The organism is Variovorax sp. LjRoot175, assembly GCF_964253805.1.
Lineage (GTDB): Bacteria > Pseudomonadota > Gammaproteobacteria > Burkholderiales > Burkholderiaceae_C > Variovorax.
This window is the reverse complement of sequence record NZ_CAXURY020000001.1, coordinates 2,558,684-2,575,312: the sequence shown is the minus strand read 5'-3', so window position 1 is coordinate 2,575,312 and position 16,629 is coordinate 2,558,684. Positions and strand designations below refer to the sequence as shown.

Annotated in this window: 18 protein-coding genes; 13 read left to right on the top strand and 5 right to left on the bottom strand. The window is 67.1% G+C overall.

Annotated features, from left to right (window positions below):
* Positions 1-3: 3 nt before the first annotated feature.
* Complete coding sequence (locus tag ACSQ89_RS12900) at positions 4-312, bottom strand: phosphopantetheine-binding protein (protein WP_093107687.1); 309 nt, start codon at positions 310-312, stop codon at positions 4-6.
* Positions 313-412: 100 nt separating this feature from the next.
* Here ACSQ89_RS12900 and ACSQ89_RS12895 point away from each other — a divergent pair, with 100 nt between their 5' ends.
* Positions 413-1,930 (top strand): helicase HerA-like domain-containing protein, encoded by a 1,518-nt coding sequence (locus tag ACSQ89_RS12895; RefSeq protein ID WP_436290499.1) that lies wholly within the window; start codon positions 413-415, stop codon positions 1,928-1,930.
* Positions 1,931-2,020: 90 nt separating this feature from the next.
* Here the strand turns inward: ACSQ89_RS12895 and ACSQ89_RS12890 are convergent, their stop codons facing one another.
* Together ACSQ89_RS12890 and ACSQ89_RS12885 are read right to left on the bottom strand one after the other, a co-directional pair.
* Positions 2,021-2,716, bottom strand: a complete 696-nt coding sequence (locus ACSQ89_RS12890; protein WP_436290500.1) for a hypothetical protein — start codon at positions 2,714-2,716, stop codon at positions 2,021-2,023.
* 100 nt (positions 2,717-2,816) lie between these two features.
* Positions 2,817-2,993, bottom strand: a complete 177-nt coding sequence (locus ACSQ89_RS12885) for a hypothetical protein (RefSeq protein ID WP_436290501.1) — start codon at positions 2,991-2,993, stop codon at positions 2,817-2,819.
* 185 nt (positions 2,994-3,178) lie between these two features.
* Between ACSQ89_RS12885 and ACSQ89_RS12880 the strand changes: the two genes are divergently transcribed.
* From ACSQ89_RS12880 to ACSQ89_RS12870, 3 genes are all read left to right on the top strand, one after another.
* Complete coding sequence (locus ACSQ89_RS12880) at positions 3,179-4,708, top strand: hypothetical protein (RefSeq protein ID WP_436290502.1); 1,530 nt, start codon at positions 3,179-3,181, stop codon at positions 4,706-4,708.
* Positions 4,705-5,481: a hypothetical protein gene (locus ACSQ89_RS12875; protein ID WP_436290503.1), complete on the top strand. Its 777-nt coding sequence runs from the start codon at positions 4,705-4,707 to the stop codon at positions 5,479-5,481. Before ACSQ89_RS12880 ends, ACSQ89_RS12875 begins: the two co-directional genes overlap by 4 nt.
* A gap of 73 nt (positions 5,482-5,554) precedes the next feature.
* Positions 5,555-6,628, top strand: coding sequence for a TAXI family TRAP transporter solute-binding subunit (locus tag ACSQ89_RS12870; protein WP_093107701.1), 1,074 nt, complete (start codon positions 5,555-5,557; stop codon positions 6,626-6,628).
* Positions 6,629-6,630: 2 nt separating this feature from the next.
* On the opposite strand, the gene ACSQ89_RS12865 is transcribed toward ACSQ89_RS12870, so the two are convergent.
* Together ACSQ89_RS12865 and ACSQ89_RS12860 are read right to left on the bottom strand one after the other, a co-directional pair.
* Positions 6,631-7,272, bottom strand: a complete 642-nt coding sequence (locus ACSQ89_RS12865) for an NrsF family protein (RefSeq protein WP_093107703.1) — start codon at positions 7,270-7,272, stop codon at positions 6,631-6,633.
* Positions 7,269-7,823 (bottom strand): sigma-70 family RNA polymerase sigma factor, encoded by a 555-nt coding sequence (locus ACSQ89_RS12860; RefSeq protein ID WP_436290504.1) that lies wholly within the window; start codon positions 7,821-7,823, stop codon positions 7,269-7,271. Before ACSQ89_RS12860 ends, ACSQ89_RS12865 begins: the two co-directional genes overlap by 4 nt.
* 175 nt (positions 7,824-7,998) lie before the next feature.
* On the opposite strand from ACSQ89_RS12860, the gene ACSQ89_RS12855 reads away from it, so the two are divergent.
* The 9 genes from ACSQ89_RS12855 to ACSQ89_RS12815 all read left to right on the top strand — a co-directional run bounded on the left by ACSQ89_RS12855 (position 7,999) and on the right by ACSQ89_RS12815 (position 16,600).
* Complete coding sequence (locus ACSQ89_RS12855; protein ID WP_436290505.1) at positions 7,999-8,286, top strand: BufA1 family periplasmic bufferin-type metallophore; 288 nt, start codon at positions 7,999-8,001, stop codon at positions 8,284-8,286.
* Positions 8,287-8,306: 20 nt separating this feature from the next.
* Positions 8,307-9,149, top strand: coding sequence for an MNIO family bufferin maturase (gene bufB, locus ACSQ89_RS12850; RefSeq protein WP_436290506.1), 843 nt, complete (start codon positions 8,307-8,309; stop codon positions 9,147-9,149).
* Complete coding sequence (locus ACSQ89_RS12845; protein ID WP_436290507.1) at positions 9,146-9,907, top strand: HvfC/BufC family peptide modification chaperone; 762 nt, start codon at positions 9,146-9,148, stop codon at positions 9,905-9,907. The genes bufB and ACSQ89_RS12845 overlap by 4 nt, the downstream gene beginning before the upstream one ends.
* A complete protein-coding gene (locus ACSQ89_RS12840) occupies positions 9,904-10,389 on the top strand; it encodes a DoxX family protein (protein ID WP_436290508.1) in 486 nt (161 codons plus the stop codon). Before ACSQ89_RS12845 ends, ACSQ89_RS12840 begins: the two co-directional genes overlap by 4 nt.
* A 135-nt stretch (positions 10,390-10,524) precedes the next feature.
* Positions 10,525-11,835 (top strand): GTP cyclohydrolase II, encoded by a 1,311-nt coding sequence (locus ACSQ89_RS12835; RefSeq protein ID WP_244503887.1) that lies wholly within the window; start codon positions 10,525-10,527, stop codon positions 11,833-11,835.
* Positions 11,832-13,241, top strand: coding sequence for a URC4/urg3 family protein (locus tag ACSQ89_RS12830; RefSeq protein WP_093107715.1), 1,410 nt, complete (start codon positions 11,832-11,834; stop codon positions 13,239-13,241). The genes ACSQ89_RS12835 and ACSQ89_RS12830 overlap by 4 nt, the downstream gene beginning before the upstream one ends.
* A 28-nt stretch (positions 13,242-13,269) precedes the next feature.
* Entirely contained in the window at positions 13,270-13,899 is a 630-nt protein-coding gene (upp, locus tag ACSQ89_RS12825) for a uracil phosphoribosyltransferase (protein WP_093107717.1), read from the top strand.
* A gap of 26 nt (positions 13,900-13,925) precedes the next feature.
* A complete protein-coding gene (locus tag ACSQ89_RS12820) occupies positions 13,926-14,927 on the top strand; it encodes a BMP family protein (RefSeq protein ID WP_093107719.1) in 1,002 nt (333 codons plus the stop codon).
* 146 nt (positions 14,928-15,073) lie between these two features.
* The gene (locus ACSQ89_RS12815) at positions 15,074-16,600 is read left to right on the top strand and encodes an ABC transporter ATP-binding protein (RefSeq protein ID WP_436290509.1); all 1,527 of its coding nucleotides are present in this window, start codon (positions 15,074-15,076) and stop codon (positions 16,598-16,600) included.
* Positions 16,601-16,629: the final 29 nt, after the last annotated feature.

Below are 16,629 nucleotides of genomic sequence, written 5' to 3'. Positions count from 1 at the left end.
GGATCAGGAAGCGCCGCGATTCTGCGCGACGTGGGCCGCAAGACTGCGCAGCGACTGGAAGATTTGCTGATTGCGCTCGTCATCGGAGCGCAGCTGGAAGCCGTACTTGCGCGAGACCTCGAGCGCGACTTCGAGGATGTCGATCGAATCGAGCCCCAGGCCTTCCCCGTACAGCGGCGCCGTGGGCACGATCTCGGAGGGTGCGATCTCGAGATTGAGCGACTCCACAAGAAGAACAGCCAGCTCGTTCTCGAGGGCTGACTGTTCGGGCGCATCGCCGACGGCGGAAATAGGGGGCTGGGTCGATGACAAATCAAACTCCGAGAACTTTTGAATGAACTATCGCACGGGGTGCGAATTATAGGAGGCCGCTTCGATAGACTCCGCTGCGTACCACTGACCGGGAGCACCCATGGCCGACCCCCTTCTGATCGCCCGCCACGACACCATCGAATGCGCCCTGCTGCCGGGCCTGACCAATCGCCACGGCCTGATCACCGGCGCCACCGGCACCGGCAAAACCGTCACCTTGCAGACCATTGCCGAACAGCTTTCGAACATCGGCGTGCCGGTGTTCATGGCCGACGTCAAGGGCGACCTGACCGGCGCCAGCCAGCAAGGCAGCATCGGCGAGAAGATGGCCGCCGCCCTCAAGGAACGCGGCATCGAGCTGCCCCAGCCCCTCGCCTGCCCCGTCACGCTGTGGGACGTGTTTGGCGAACAGGGCCACCCGGTGCGCGCCACCGTCTCCGACATGGGCCCGCTGCTCTTGGGTCGCATGCTCAACCTCAACGAAACCCAGGCCGGCGTGCTGAACCTGGTGTTCAAGATCGCGGACGACAACGGCCTGCTGCTGCTCGACCTGAAGGACCTGCGCGCCATGCTGCAGCACGTGGGCGAGAACGCGAGCCAGTTCACCACCGAATATGGCAACATCAGCGCCGCCAGCGTGGGCGCGATCCAGCGCGGCCTACTGCAGATCGAGAGCCAGGGCGGCGACAAGTTCTTCGGCGAGCCGATGCTCAACATCGCGGACTTCATGCAGACCGCGGACGGCAAGGGCGTGGTCAACATTCTCGCCGCCGACAAGCTGATGAACTCGCCGCGGCTCTACGCCACCTTCCTCTTGTGGCTGCTGTCGGAGCTGTTCGAGCAACTGCCCGAGATCGGCGACCCGGAGCAGCCCAAGCTGGTGTTCTTCTTCGACGAGGCCCATTTGCTCTTCAACGAGGCGCCCAAGGCCCTGGTCGAACGCATCGAGCTCGTGGTGCGACTGGTGCGCTCCAAGGGCGTGGGCGTGTTCTTCGTGACGCAGAATCCGCTGGACATTCCGGATACGGTGCTGGCGCAGTTGGGCAATCGCGTGCAGCACGCGCTGCGGGCCTTTACGCCGCGGGATCAGAAGGCCGTGAAGGCGACAGCCACGACGATGCGGCAGAAGCCGGGGTTGGATATCGAGACGGCGATCACGGAGCTGGCGGTTGGGGAGGCGCTGGTGAGTTTTCTCGACGGCAAGGGGCGGCCGACGATCACCGAGCGTGTGTATGTGCTGCCGCCGGGAAGCCAGATCGGGCCGATCACTGCTGCGCAGCGGCAGGCGTTGATTGCGAACTCGCTGGTGGCCGGGGTTTATGAGAAGGCCGTAGACCGCGAGTCGGCGTACGAAAAGCTCAAGGGACGGGCCGAGACGGCGCCTGACGCGCCGGCTATCAAAGGCAAGCCTGGCGCTGCAGCCGCGGAGGAATCGGGTGGGCTGATGGGTGGGCTGAACGAGATCCTGTTCGGCTCCACGGGCCCGCGCGGCGGCAAGCGCGATGGGCTTGCGCAGACGATGGCCAAGTCGGCGGTGCGGACCATGGGCACCACCGTGGGCAAGGAGATCCTGCGCGGGGTACTGGGTGGGATCTTTGGAGCTAAGACGCGGCGCTGAAGGGCCCAGTCCTGATCGCCCTTTTTGCCCCGGCATGTGGGTGTCGCCCACGAGCTTCTCGACATCGCATTGCCCAAATGAGCCTCCGGGTCACGGCAGGCGCCAGCCCTGGAAGCCGGCGTCCGGATCGAGCGGCGAAGGCGGCGCCATGCCGCTTTCTGCAGTGAAGCCGGCGTAGTCCACGAGCCTGACCACGGTCGAGAAAGGCTCGGACTCGACCGCAAGGATGGCGGCGCGAAACACAAGGCGAACGCAGCCATTGATGTCCTCGCCGCCACCACGCGCGAAGGCGCGCAGGCCCGACCCCGCATGGGTGAAACCACCGACGTGACGTGTGGGCGGGACCGTGAGGGCGCTCGATGGTGCGGCGCCGAGGGCATCCAGCACATCGCCGCTGCGCAGTTCCACCGACAGCCGCAGCGTGATCGGCTGGGCGGCTCGCGCCAACTCCAGTCCGACCCAGAAGGCTTCGTTGTCGGCCGTCGGCACGATGAGGTCGCCCTGCCGGCCGAGCCCGACCGGCAGCGCACCCAGGCTAGAGGGCAGGCTGCCGGAGGCGATGCGCGACGTCGGGCGCAGGAAGCGCTGGAACGACAGGCGCAACCCCGGCGGGATGCATGCGCCCGCAAGGTCGATCCAGTCGGCGGTCGGCGTGGCGATGGACGTGGCTGGCCTCCTGGCGACTATTCCATTCCCGCCTTCAAGGCCTCGAGCGCGCAGGGCGGCAGGTTCAGCGAGGCCGCGCGGCCTGGTTCGCGCCGCCGACAGCGTCCAGATATCGATCACATTGCAAGTCCAGCATCGCGCGGCCCGAGCGAAATGCCTTGAGGGCCGGGGCCGATTGATCCGACGCCAACGCGCTGGCTTGCAGGTCCTTGGCGAAGGTCTAGGCCGCAAGGTTGAAGACGGTGATGCCTTCCTTGAAGGCAGTGTCGGCGATCGGCTTGCCGGGCGAGGTCTGGTAGGTCGAGCAGCCGGCGATGGCCGCCAGCCCGGCGAGCGCCAGCGCCAGGGCGCAACCAGTAGGTGGCTTCGCTTCGACCGGGGCTTTGCCAGTGTGCATGGATGTCCTCCATCGCGACCACCGGCGACTCTTCTGAGTCTCGACCGGCCCCCGGAGTGTTCGGGAAACGGCATGCAGCGTCATCCACCATAAAAGGTACGACTCGACGGCCGAGGGGGAGGTCTCACCACCAGGGCGGGGATTCCCCCATCAGGAACGGCCATATCCGGCCGCACACTGGATGAATGTCCACGTCGCTGACGACGTCTCATCAAAACGAGCGTTGGGAGCTGGGCGATCAGGTCTGGTCGCGCAATCCGACGACGGGGGCTTTTGACCTCGCGGACTACCGCGGGCTGGGTGCAGCCCCGGCGACGTTCAACCCGCTCGACCTGGCGACGCTGGTCGGGGCGCGCGTCAGCTTCGATGAGGCGGATCGGGGGGCCAAGCCGGTCGCACTCTACCCCGGGGCGTTCAAGTTTTCTCCCATCACCGGTAGAGCGCTGCCTGAACCGCCTATCGCCCATCTGGATACGTGGCTGCCGCCTTTCGGCGGCGATGGTTCCGCTGCCGACCAGCCGCAAGGGCTGGGACGGACAGCCGTTCGCCTGGCGCTGCGGCCAACGCTGAGCGTCGAGTCTCTGCCGGACCGCCATCTGGGGATGCCGCCTGCGGGAAACTACCAGTTCCTTGTGAGCACGTGCCATGCGTGCGAGTCCGGATTGTTCGCCCTCGACGCTTCGCGGGGACTCATCTATCACTGGCTGCCGCACTCGGAGTGCTGGCTGGAGGTCTACCCCAGAGGAGCGGAGATACTCGTCGAGAGCTCTCTCGACGACCACGCCTGGGGCATGGTGGTGCAGAACCCGCAAGGATCCACCAAGCTGTTCATGCCTACCGAGGACGGGCTGGCCATCGTGACCGTCAATCCTGTGGCCCGGACCTACGAATCGCAGCTCGTGGGCAGACGCTGCGCAGGCGCGCCGGTCATGTGGCAAGGCAGGGTCTATGTGCCCATGCTGGAAGAAGACAGAAAACTCGGCGTTTACGCGTTGAATCCAAAGGGCAGTGCTCTTCGCCGTGTCCATGGGCCGAAAGTCGCTGCCGCGACCGCGACCGCGACCGCGACCGCGACAGCGGCATGGTTTCGCCCGCTGGCTGATCACCGGCAGATCATCTGGATGACCTCGATGGGCCAACTGATCGTCAAGCGCGGCAGCGGCACCGCGCTCGAAACGTCCTTTCTGCCATGGGCGTCTGGCATCACGCCCCGCTTCGATCTGGGCAGCCCCTACCTTTCCGACAGCGGCCATCTATGGCAGCAGTGCTTGCTGCAGGACGAGCAGGGAGGGCAAATCGTCTTTGTTCAACTGGGACTGGGCGAACCGGAAATCAGACCGGCAAGCTCTCCGCGGCTCTGCACCGGGGCCGCGTGTTTTCAGCTTGAGACACGCCTGCGGGGCGATCCCTGGTTGGATCCCGATGACGACAGTCCTGTTGCCAGCGCCGACGAAGTGATCTTCCCGTTGCTGGCATCGACTTCAGCATCGACCCTGCTGTGCGCGCGCGTGTCGAATGCCCGCTCGGTGGATGACCTTTTCGCATCGAACGAGACGTACACCACCACCTTCGAATTGCGCGGCGAGCATGACGTGCAGTTCTGGGTCGACAGAATGCCCAGGCCGTGGGCGACGCGACCGTTCGTCTATTCGGGCCACCTGTATCTCTATCACCCCGACAAGCGCCGCTCGCCGGGCTGGCGGATCGACTCATGAGCCGTCTCGTCCAACCGGGCTTGGCCAAATCGGACCTGGACTTCTCGGCGCCTTGCCAGCGCTGCGCTGCGCTGTTGCATGGGCGGGTCAAGTTTTGTCCGTACTGCGGCGAGGATGCGTCCGTCACGTTTGGCGCCGATGCGGCAGAGGCCGCCCTCGAGCCTGAGCTTGAAACCCCTGTCAATGAGACCCAAGAGGATGTGAGCTCCGAGCTTGCGCGCATCGTCCCCGCCCGGCTTGGATGGCAAGAGGAGCTGCCCGCGCAGATTGCCGTGGCGCCGCCTTCCGGCGCTGCCCTCAAGCGCTCGGCAACGGGCAAGGTAGCGGCGCTGGTTCTGGCTGTGCTCGCCCTGGCTCTGGGTTATCTCTATTTCGACAAGCAGAACGAGACGGACAGGTTGCAAGAGTTCACGGCGAAACTGGCGCAAGCGCAGAGCGCCTTGAGCCGCGGCGACCTCACAGCCGCGGAGCGCGCGCTGGTCCCCCTGGCCGCCGCGCATCCGGATCATCCGGACGTGCGGGCGTTGAAGGACGAGCTCGATCAGCGCGTGCGGGAGCAAACGGCCAAGCGTGAACAGCTGCGCGATGCCACCCTTAGGGCGGCCAAGGCGCTCGGGCTTAGCGACCCGGCCCCTGCTCCGGCCCCTGACCCAGCGCCGCCGGCAGCTGAAGTGCCGGCAATCGCCGTCCCTGCGCCGGTGAGCGGCGTGACGGCCCCCCAGAAGACCGAGTGCGATGCCGCGCTTGCGGCACTGGCTCTGTGCGAGAGATGAGATGCGCGGGCAGCGCGGAGTACCGCTAATCGCCCGACAGGACTACCATGACGACTCTTCACTGGAGCCAGCAATGCCAATCAGATCAATCCTGACGGGCCTGATAGCAATGGCCCTCCTGTCCTCGGCCGCCGCGCAGCCCAGGGCGCAGTACAAGATAGTCACCGCATCAAAAACCGGCACTTACATCCAGATCGGCCGCGACCTTGCCAAGTGGGTCGCCGAGCCCGCCGGCATCGAGCTCGAGGTCATGGAGTCCAAGGGTTCGGCGGAGAACGTTCAGCGCATGCGCTTCGAGCCGGGGGTCAAGCTGGCCCTGGTGCAGTCCGACGTCTACCAGGCCTTCCTGGACGAGGCGAAGGCCGGAAACGCCGACGCGGGCAACATCATCCGTCCGCTGCGGCTCATCATGCCGCTCTACGATGAGGAGATCTATTTCGTCGCCCGTGCCGATTCGCCGCTGAGCTCCATCCACGAGATCAAGAACAAGAAGATTGCAGTCGGAGCGCTCGGCAGCGGTACGGCGCTCACCTCGAGAACGCTATACCAGCTGATGTTCGGCGAGCAGATACCGGCTGCCAACGCGCAGTATCTGAGCAACGAGGAGGCGCTCGCCAAGCTCACCGTCGACAAATCGATCGACGTCGCCATCATCGTTGCCGGACAGCCGGCCAAGCTGTTCTCGGACATGAAGCCCGAGGCGCGCAACTACATCAAGATCCTGAAGCTGGACGACGCGGCGCCGGAAACAGCGCGTGCGAAGAAGACCTACTTTCCCGCGACCATACGCGCCGCGAGCTACTCCACATGGCTCACGGCCGACATTCCCACCCTCACCGTGAAGGCCTACCTGGTCACCTATGACTACGGCTTGCAGTCGACGGTCGGAAACCTCGGCCGTTTTGCCGAGTCGCTTTGCAAGAACTTCGACAAGCTCCAGGCCAATGGGCATCCCAAGTGGAAGCAAGTGCGCCTGGAGCTTCCTGCCCTCAGCCAGGGATGGCGCTACTACGCGCCGATGGAAAAGCGCATGCGCGCCTGCATCGCCGGTCAGGCAGCGGCCGGTGCGCCGGCCTGGGCCGTGCAGCAACCCCAAGGGCGTGTCTGCACGGAGCAGGAGTGGGTGCTCGGCCTATGCAAGAGGTGAGTTCACCATCGCAGCAACCGATGCCCAACAGCCGCCCCCGCCACCACAGGCAACACCATCCCCGCCACATACCAGATCGCCAGGAACGGCGCCGCCAGTTCCTGGCAGTGCAAGGCATAGATCGCCGCCCCCACTCCCGCTGACATGGCGCCGGCCGCAGCACCGGCCAGTGCCGGTTGCGTCGGTGCCAGGCTCTTCAGTGCGACCAGCGAGGCCACGAACACCGGCACCGAGATCACGGCGATATTGAAGGCGCAAGTGCGCCAGGTCTGGCCCCAGAGCAAGGCCGTGCGCTCGTCCGCAGGCGCTAGAAACCAGGCCGCGAACCCCATCACCCACAGCGCCAGCACCGGCAGCGCCAGGCCCAGCCATGCGGCGCGGACCCGCGCACCGGGGCGCGCAAGGCGCTGCACCACCACGAAGCCCGCAATGGCGATGCACAGCGGAAAAGCCAGCTTGACCCAGAACATCGGCCAGAACATGGTCTGCACCAGGTCGCGCCGCACGCCGTACTCGATGACCATCCACGCGATCGACAGCGGCACGCCGGCCAAGAGCGCAATCGTGAGGCGCCGTGCGGCCGCATGCCGCGGCACCGGTGGTGCTTCGCGCGCCAGCAGGGCAACGAGCTCGTCTGTTTTCATGATGAGGACTTTCCGATCTTCAGCGCCAGCGCCTTGAGCCCGCGGTGGATGCCGACCTTGACCGCCGATTCCGACATGCCGGTCTTGCGCGCCGCCTCGGCCACCGACAGGCCTTCGAGCTTGACGTGCACGATCGGCAGGCGATGCCGGTCGGGCAAGGTGTCGAGCAGGCCCGCCAGGTCGCGGCGCGCGTCGCTGGCCTCGGTGGCCGATTCGGCGAAGACGGCCAGCTCGTCGTCCAGCGGATCGTTGAGCGCCTCGCGGCTGGCCTTGGCGCGCAGCAGGTCGATCATCTTGTAGCGCGCGATCGCATGCACCCAGGCCGTCAGCGGCTGGTCGCTCTGGTAGGTGTGGCGCTGGTTGTGCATGGCGAGCAGGCATTCCTGGACAAGGTCTTCCACTTCGTCGGGCCAGCCGAACAGCCGCCTGCCCAGGAACGCGCGCAGGTGTGCACTGAGCTTCTGCAGAAACGCGTGATAGGCCTGGGCGTCGCCGTCCAGGCCGCGCACGAACAGGTCGTGCAGCACCGTCTCCGCTTCGCTCTTTGCCATCGGGCTCCCACTTGTCATTCGTGCTTTCGCTCAAGCCGGTTACAGGCGCAGCCAAAAAAAGAAATCCGGCGGATTGTGCCGCGCGCTGTAACCCCGGGCGCGCAGGCCACGAAGTAGAAACGACTGCGCCGAGCGGCGCGGTTGAAAATCTTCACTCACCACTGGAGCTCATTCCATGATCACTCGCCCTCTCGCCATCGCCGCCCTCGCCCTGGGCGCCCTCGCCGCCGGCTCCGCCATGGCGCAAGACAAACCGATGGCCGACAAGACGGCCGCGATGGAGAAGTGCTACGGCGTCTCGATGGCCGGCAAGAACGACTGCGCCGCCGGCCCCGGCACCACCTGTGCAGGCACCTCCAAGGTCGACTACCAGGGCAACGCCTGGAAGAACGTGCCGGCCGGCACCTGCGTGACCATCAAGACGCCGAAGGGCACGGGCTCGCTGACGCCGATCAAGTCCTGATCGATTGCCCTGCCGCCATCATGTCCAGCTCGCTCACCGCAGGCCTCGGCCTCAAGCCCGAGCACTATGACGCCGCGCTGTCGTCGCAGGTCGAAGGGCTGTGGTTCGAGGTGCACCCCGAGAACTACATGGTGGCAGGCGGGCCGCGGCTGCAATGGCTGGAAGCGATCCGCGAGCGCCATCCGGTGTCGCTGCACGGGGTCTCGCTCTCGCTCGCGGGCGATGCCGAGCCCGATGCCGCGCACCTTCAGCGGCTGGCGGCGCTGGCACAGCGCATCCAGCCTGCATTGATCTCCGAACACCTCGCATGGTCGGCCTGGAAGGGCCGGCACTTTCCCGACCTGCTGCCCTTTCCGCGCAGCACCGAAGCGCTGCATCGCATTGCCGCCAACATCGCGCGCACGCAGGACGCGCTGAACACCGCCATCGCGATCGAGAACCCGTCTCACTATCTGCGCTTCGAAGGGCACGCGTGGGACGAGATCGACTTCCTTGCCGAACTCGCGCGGCGCACCGGCTGCACGCTGCTGCTCGACATCAACAACGTGCACGTGTCGGCGTGCAACCTGGGCTTCTCGGCCGCGGACTGGCTGGACCATTTTCCGCACGAGCTGGTCAGCGAGATCCATCTCGCGGGCCATGCGCTCGATCCGACGCTGGGCGAGGCGCTCTTGATCGACTCGCACGATGCACCGATCGCGCCGGAGGTCTGGGGCCTCTATCGCCGTTTCATCGAGCGCGCGGGCGCCCGCCCCACGCTGATCGAACGCGACGGCAATGTGCCGGCCTTCGATGAACTGATGGGCGAGCGGTCGCAAGCCGACGCCGAACTGCGCCGCATCGCGCAGGAGACCGTGACATGAGCACCTCACTCGCACAGTTCCAGGACGCCTTCGCCAAGGCCTTGTTCGCGCCGCAGGACGTCGCGGATCCGGTGGTGCAACAGCTCGCGGCGCAACCTGCCTTCGCGGTCTATCGCAACACCGTGATGAAGGGCTGCATCGACGCGCTCGAAGCCAACTTGCCCGTGGTGGCGCGGCTGGTGGGCAGCGAATGGTTTCGTGCCGCCGCGGCGCTGCATGTGGCGGCCGAGGCGCCGCGCGACGGCCGGTTGCTGAACTACGGAAGCGGCTTCGCCGCCTTCCTGCAGGGCTTCGAGCCGGCCGCCGAACTGACCTATCTGCCCGGCGCGGCACGGCTCGACGCCTTGTGGTGCGAAGCCCATGCCGCGCAGGATGCGCCCGTGCTCGATGCCGCATGGCTTGCCCGCTGCACACCGGAACTGCTCGCGACCCTGGTGCTCAAGCCCCATCCGGCGGCGCGCTGGGCCTGGTTCGACGAGCAGCCGGTCTACAGCATCTGGGCGCGCAACCGCACTCCCGCCGACGATGAAGAAGAGCTCGTCTGGCAAGGCGAAGGCGCGTTGCTCACGCGTCCCGCCGACACCGTGGTCTGGCGCGCGATTCCCCAAGCAGGCTGCGCCTTTCTCGATGCCTGCGCCGCCGGTCTGCCGCTGGCCGAGGCGGCCGAACGCGCCCTGGCCATCGATCCCGATGCCGACCTTGCCGCCCTGCTCGAAAGCCTGCTGCGCGCGGGCGCCTTCATCGAAAGAACACCATGAACTCGAACGCTACAGCCTCCAACGCCCTGGCCTCGAGCGACGGGCACGGCCTTCGCGCACACTGGAATCTGCTGGCCTCGTGGCTCACGCGCATCGTGCCGCACGACCTGCTGGCACTGGCCGCGCGCATGAGCATCGCCGCGATCTTCTTTCTGTCGGGCCGCACCAAGGTCACGGGCTTCCTCACGCTGACCGACAGCGCCTACGAACTGTTCCGCACCGAGTACAAGCTGCCGCTGGTGCCGCCCGAGATCGCGGCGCACCTCGCGGCCTATGCGGAGCATCTGTTTCCGGTGCTGCTGGTGCTGGGCCTGTTCACGCGGCTGTCGGCCCTGGCGTTGCTGGGCATGACGCTGGTGATCCAGGTCTTCGTCTATCCGGACGCCTGGCCCACGCATCTTTCGTGGGCCGCGCTGCTGCTCTACCTGCTCGGTCGCGGAGGCGGCGCCCTCTCAATCGACCGCCTGCTGCGCATCAGCTAAGCCCCCACGCTCCCTCACTTCGTGTGGTCGCTGCCCCCCAAGGGGGTGCAGCGCGGCTTGGGGCGGCCCGGCGCCGGGCCAGCGGCTTGCCAGTCGCAGAAGCCCTCGCTACATTGTGTTTTTTGAGGGCCTGCAATGTCCGTTGACACCGTTCCGACTCCTTCCACGCCGTCTCTTTCCGCGAATCCCGAGCCCTCTTCCGTACCGTCCCAGCGGCCCCACATCCGCCTGACCTCGCACGCGGGCGGCTTCGGCGCCCTGCCGATCCAGTGGGGCGCCGCCACCGCTGCCGAGCGCGGCCCGGTGGTCGGCACCACGACCAAGCGCGCGCATCGCAACGTGATCGGCACGCACAGCGGCTCCTACAGCGTCTACCGCGCGCTGGCCGTCGCGGCCGGTGCGCTCAAGCGAGAGCACAAGGCCGACCTGACCAATACAGCGCCGACCGACGTGATCGGCCCCTATCCGCAGTGGAGCGAGCCCGGCCGCATCGTCTCGCTCGATCCCTGGGGCGCGGTGGTGGCCGAGGCCTTTGCCACCGAGCTGGCGGCCGGCTACGACATCCGCCCCACCATCGCCATCACCAAGGCGCACGTGATCCTGCCCGAGGTGATCGAGGCGCTGCAGACCGGCCGCCTGAAGGCCGACGGCAAGTTCCTCACACCCGGCGGCGCGGCGATGGTCACCAAGGCGGCGATCGAGCCGGTCTGGTACCTGCCCGAGGTGGCCAGACGCTTCGGCTGCTCCGAGACCGACCTGCGCCGCGTGCTCTTCGAAGAAACCGGCGGCATGTACCCCGAGCTGGTGACGCGCTCCGACCTCGAGGTGTTCCTGCCGCCCATCGGCGGCCAGACCATCTACATCTTCGGCAATGCGCGCGACCTGGCCAACCCGGATGTCGAACTCACGGCGCGCATCCACGACGAGTGCAACGGCTCCGACGTGTTCGGCTCCGACATCTGCACCTGCCGGCCCTACCTCACGCATGCGATCGAGGAGTGCATACGCGGCGCACAGCGCGGCGGCGTCGGGCTGATCGCCTACTCGCGCAAGGAAGGCCGAGCTCTCGGCGAAGTGACCAAGTTCCTGGTCTACAACGCACGCAAGCGCCAGGTGGGCGGCGACACCGCCGACCAGTATTTCGCGCGCACCGAGTGCGTGGCCGGCGTACAGGACATGCGCTTCCAGGAGCTGATGCCCGACGTGTTCCACTGGCTCGGCATCCGCAAGATCCATCGGCTGGTATCGATGAGCAACATGAAGTTCGACGCCATCACCGGCTCTGGCATCGAGATCGGCACGCGCGTGAACATCCCCGACGAACTGATCCCGGCCGACGCCCGCGTCGAGATGGACGCCAAGATGGCGGCCGGCTACTTCACGCCTGGCGTGGTGCCGGACGCCGAGGAACTCAAGAAGGCCAAGGGCCGGAAGCTGGATCAATGAGCAAGGACAACTACGGGCTCGATCCCGATCGCCCCACCTCGAACGCGGCCGTGCGCCATGCCGATGCCGACGGCCACGTGGACCCGGCGCTCGAATTCGTGACCGACACCACTCATCCGGCGGGCGCTGCGGCGTTTCTGCGCACGACCCGCGCGGTGCGCATACGCGCGGCCGCATTGCTGACCCGCGCGCGCCGCGGCGAATCGCAGTGGTTCACCATCGGCGACGAGGCCGCGCTCGAAGACACGGCCCGCACGGTGGCGGAGGTGACGCGCGAACGCTATCCCTGGGACACCATTCCTTACCACAGCCGCTGGCGCCATTTCGAAGCGGGCGACGTGAACCGGCTGAAAGAACTCGATCGGCTGCTGGGCCACCTGGACGCGCCCCAGCGGGCCCGCGCCCACATCGACCTGGTGCTGGTGAGCGTGCTGCTCGATGCCGGCGCCGGCCCCGATTGGCACTACATCGAAGCCGCCACCGGCAAGCGCTTCACGCGCTCCGAAGGCCTGGGCGTCGCCAGCTTCCATGCCTTCACGAGCGGCCTGTTCTCCTCGAATCCCGACCACCCGCTGCAAGCCGATGCCGCCGGCCTGCGCGCGCTGGTGACCGACCGGCTGGGTGATGCCTTCCAGGTCAGCGAGGTCAATCCGCTCGTGGGCCTCGCGGGCCGCGCGATGCTGCTGCGGCGGCTCGGCGAGGCGATGAGCGAGCAGCCCGAGACCTTCGGCGACGAGGGGCGGCCAGGTGGCCTGTTCGATGCGCTGGTCGGCCCCTATGGACCCGGCGCCGCGCCGACGGCCGAGATCACGGCGCACGAGATCCTCTCGCTGCTGCTCGAATCGTTGTCGCGGATCTGGCCCGCCGCCAACGCGATCGACAGCCTCGCGGCCGACGGCAGCGATGCGGCCGGCGGCATCGGCTCGGGCGACCCGGCGCTCGCGCTGGGCGACTGCTGGCGCCACAGCGCGGTGCGCGGGCCGGGGCTTACCAACGGCTGGATGCCCTTCCACAAGCTCTCGCAGTGGCTGACCTACTCGCTGCTCGAGCCCTTCGAGTGGGCCGGCGTCAAGGTGCGCCATCTCGATGCGCTGACCGCCCTGCCCGAGTACCGCAACGGCGGCCTGCTGCTCGACAGCGGCGTGATCGTGCCCAAGGACCCGGCCCTGCTCGAGCGCAGTTGGAAGGTGGGCGACGAGTTCATCGTCGAATGGCGCGCGCTGACCATCGCGCTGCTCGACGAGCTCGTGCCCCGGGTGCGCAAGGTGCTCGACCGCAGCGAGGAAGAGCTGCCGCTGGCCCGCGTGCTGGAAGGCGGCACCTGGGCCGCCGGCCGGGCGCTGGCACAGCGCTTGCGTGGCGGTGCGCCACCCTTGCGCATCGAGAGCGACGGCACTGTCTTCTAGACTTCTCCTTTTTCTCACAACAACTCTCATGAGCAACGTCCACCTCGTCGACCACCCCCTCGTCCAGCACAAACTCACGCTGATGCGCCGCAAGGAGGCCAGCACCAACAGCTTCCGGCGCCTGCTCAACGAGATCAGCATGCTGATGGCCTACGAGGTCACGCGCGACATGCCGATGCAGGACATCGAGATCGAGACCCCGCTCGAGACGATGAACGCCAAGGTGATCGACGGCAAGAAGGTGGTGCTGGTCTCCATCCTGCGCGCCGGCACCGGCATCCTCGACGGCATGCTGAGCGTGGTGCCGGGTGCGCGCGTGGGCCACATCGGCCTGTACCGCGACCCCAAGACGCTGACCGCGGTCGAGTACTACTTCAAGATGCCCGGCGGCATGGAAGAGCGCGACGCGATCGTGGTCGATCCGATGCTGGCCACCGGCAACTCGGCGGTCGCCGCGGTGGAGCGGCTCAAGGAACTGAACCCGAAGTCGATCAAGTTCGTCTGCCTGCTCACCTGCCCGGAAGGCATCAAGACCTTCCAGGCCGCGCACCCGGACGTGCCGATCTACACCGCGGCCATCGACCGCGAGCTCAACAGCCATGGCTACATCCTGCCGGGCCTCGGTGACGCGGGCGACCGCATCTTCGGCACCAAATAAATTTCCATATCAACGAGGAGAAGTCCGTGTCCCTACGCCGTCATCTGATCGTCCGTTCGGTCGCCATTGCCGCGGCGCTCGCGGCCGGGGCGCCCAGCCTCGCGCTCGCGCAGGCCAAGCTCAAGGTGGCGGCGGTCTACACCGTGCCCTTCGAGCAGCAATGGGTGGGCCGCATCCACAAGGCGCTCAAGGCGGCGGAGGCGCGCGGCGAGATCGAATACAAGGCCACCGAGAACGTCGCCAACGCCGACTACGAGCGCGTGATGCGCGAGTACGCACAGGCCGGCAACCAGCTGATCCTCGGCGAGGTCTTCGGCGTCGAAGCGGCCGCGCGCAAGGTCGCGAAGGACTTTCCGAAGACGGCCTTCCTGATGGGTTCCTCGCTCAAGCCGCAGGCGCCCAACTTCTCGGTCTTCGACAACTACATCCAGGAGCCCGCCTACCTCTCCGGCATGGTGGCCGGCGGCATGACCAAGACGAACAAGATCGGCATGGTCGGCGGCTTCCCGATTCCCGAAGTCAATCGCCTGATGAACGCCTTCATGGCCGGCGCCAAGGAAACCAACCCGAAGGTGGAGTTCAGCGTGAGCTTCATCAACAGCTGGTTCGATCCGCCCAAGGCCAAGGAAGCCGCCTTCGCGATGATCGACAAGGGCGCCGACCTCATGTACGCCGAGCGCTTCGGCGTCAGCGACGCGGCCAAGGAAAAGGGCAAGCTCGCGATCGGCAACGTGATCAACACGCAGGACAAGTACCCCGACACCGTGGTCGCATCTGCGCTCTGGAACTTCGAGCCCTCGGCCGACCGCGCGATCAAGCTGGTGAAGGAAGGCAAGTTCGCGGCCGAGGACTACGGCCCCTATTCGATGATGAAGCACAAGGGCTCCGAGCTGGCGCCGCTCGGTACTTTCGAGAAGAAGGTGCCGGCCGACATCGTCGCCAAGGTCAAGGCCAGGGAGGCCGACATCCTTTCCGGCAAGTTCACGGTGAAAGTGGACGACGGCCAACCGAAGTCCACGGCCAAGTGAAGCTCTCCCCCAGGCTTCGCGCACTGCTTGTCGCTGCGCCAACCCCCTCACCGGGGGCAACACCAGCGGCCCGGCAAGGCCGGTTCCGCGGTGTTTCCCGAACGAAGGCCGCCGCTGCGCGGGGCCTTTGTCCCAACTGAAAATAATTGTTGGCGACCGTCCTCTCGCTTCGCGGCATCACCAAGCGCTTCGGCACGCTGGTGGCGAACGACGCGGTCTCGCTCGAACTGCAGGCCGGCGAGGTGCTGGCGCTCCTGGGCGAGAACGGCGCCGGCAAGTCGACGCTGATGTCGATCCTGTTCGGCCACTACACGGCCGACGCGGGCGAGATCGAGGTCTTCGGCCGGCCCCTCGCGCCCGGCAATCCGAAAGCGGCGCTGGCCGCGGGCGTGGGCATGGTGCACCAGCACTTCACGCTGGCGGACAACCTCAGCGTGCTCGACAACGTGATGATGGGCACCGAGCCGCTGTGGCAGGGCTTCTCGCGGCGCAGCGCGGCACGCGCCAGGCTGCTGGAAGTTTCGCAGCGCTTCGGCCTGCCGGTGCACCCGGACGCAACGGTCGGCAACCTCTCGGTCGGCGAACGGCAGCGGGTGGAGATCCTCAAGGCGCTGTACCGCGGTGCGCGCATCCTGATCCTCGACGAACCCACCGCCGTGCTCACGCCGCAAGAGAGCGAGGCGCTGTTCCACACCCTGGCGCAGATGGTGGCGCAGGGCCTGTCGATCATCTTCATCAGCCACAAGCTGGCCGAGGTGCTGCGCGTGTCGCATCGTATCGCGGTGCTGCGCGGCGGCAAGCTGGTGGCTGAAGCGCGCACCCCCGAGACCACGCAGGCTCAGCTCGCGCTGTGGATGGTCGGCCATGCGATCGAAGGCGTGGTGCGCAGCCCCGCGCGGCGGGTCGGCGACGCGGTCTGCGTGCTGGACCATGTGCAAACGGCCGGCAGCGGTCAGGACCGGCTGGCGGATGTGACGCTCACGCTCAGGGCCGGCGAGATCACGGCGATCGCGGGCGTTTCCGGCAATGGCCAGGTCGCGCTGGCGGAGCTGCTCTGCGGCACGCGCCGCGCGATCGGCGGCACGGTACAGCTGATGGGGCGGGCCTTGCCGGCCTCGCCTGCGCGGCTGGTCCAGCGCGGCGTGGCGCGCATTCCCGAAGACCGGCACGCGGTCGGCGTGGTGGGCGACCTGCCGGTGTGGGAGAACGCGGTGTCGGAGCGACTGCGCAGCACGGCCTTCTCGCGCTGGCTGTGGGTGCGGCGCGCAGCCGCACGCGCCCATGCGCGGCGCATCGAGAAAGCCTATGACGTGCGCGGCGCCGGACTCGAATTGCCTGCGCGCACGCTCTCGGGCGGCAATATGCAGAAGCTGATCCTCGGGCGGGCGCTGCTGGCGCCCGATGCGACCAAAGGCCACGGCAAGGCGACGCGGCTGATCGTCGCGCACCAGCCGAGCTGGGGACTGGACATCGGCGCCGTCGCCTATGTGCAGCAGCAGCTGATCGCGGCGCGCGATGCGGGCGCCGCGGTGCTCTTGATCTCCGACGATCTGGACGAGGTGCTCGCGCTGGGCGATCGGGTTGCCGTCATGCACGGAGGCCAGCTCGGCGAGCCGCGACCGGCCTCGGCCTGGACGCGCGAAGCCATCGGGCTCGCGATGGCGGGCTCATGAGCGCAGCGCCGGGCCGCCTCAAGCAAGCT